The 1113-nt window shown below is 61.2% G+C and carries 1 protein-coding gene; it reads right to left on the bottom strand.

Annotated features, from left to right (window positions below):
- Positions 1–1113 (bottom strand): S-(hydroxymethyl)glutathione dehydrogenase/class III alcohol dehydrogenase (locus ACRZ9X_RS22415; RefSeq protein ID WP_480522308.1); only part of this gene is annotated, 1113 nt, incomplete at its 5' end.

Below are 1113 nucleotides of genomic sequence, written 5' to 3'. Positions count from 1 at the left end.
TCAATACACCACGACCGAGCGGATGCTCTCGCCCCGGTGCATCAGGTCGAACCCTTCGTTGATATCGTCCAGACTCATAGTGTGAGTGATCATCGGGTCGATCTCGATTTTGCCTTCCATGTACCAGTCAACGATCTTGGGCACATCGGTGCGACCGCGCGCGCCGCCAAAGGCCGTGCCGCGCCATGACCGGCCTGTGACCAGCTGGAACGGACGGGTCGAGATTTCGGCCCCTGCGGGGGCCACGCCGATGATGATCGATTCCCCCCAGCCCTTATGCGCCGATTCCAGCGCGTCGCGCATCACGCCGACATTGCCGGTGGCGTCGAATGTGTAATCGGCGCCGCCCTTGGTCAGATCGACCAGATAGGGAACCAGATCGCCCTCGACCTCTTTGGGGTTCACGAAATCGGTCATGCCGAAGGCGGTCGCCATATTGACCTTTGAAGGGTTCAGATCGACGCCAACGATCTGATCGGCCCCGGCCAGTCGCAGTCCCTGAATGACGTTCAGACCGATGCCACCCAGACCGAACACAATAGCACGACTGCCGATCTCGACCTTGGCCGTGTTGATGACCGCGCCAATTCCGGTGGTCACGCCGCAGCCGATATAGCAGATCTTGTCGAAGGGCGCGTCCTCACGCACCTTGGCCAGCGCGATTTCCGGTAGGACCGTATGGTTCGAGAAGGTCGAGCAGCCCATGTAGTGCAGGATCGGGTCGCCATCCAAAGTCGAAAAGCGCGAGGTTCCATCGGGCATCAGCCCTTGGCCCTGCGTGGTCCGGATCGCCTGACACAGGTTGGTCTTGGGATGCAGGCAATACTCGCATTCCCGGCATTCCGGGGTGTAGAGCGGGATCACATGATCGCCCGGCTTCAGGCTGGTGACACCGGGGCCGACCTCCAGCACCACACCTGCGCCCTCATGACCGAGAATGGCGGGAAAAAGGCCTTCGGGGTCGGCACCCGACAGGGTGAATTCATCGGTGTGGCAGATGCCGGTGGCTTTGATTTCCACCAGAACCTCACCCGCTTTGGGGCCTTCGAGGTTCACATCCATCACTTCCAAAGGTTTGCCCGCCTGAACGGCGACGGCGGCACGGGTGCGCAT

It is taken from the genome of Ruegeria sp. AL1, assembly GCF_056540905.1.
This window is presented reverse-complemented; position numbering and strand designations above follow the sequence as displayed.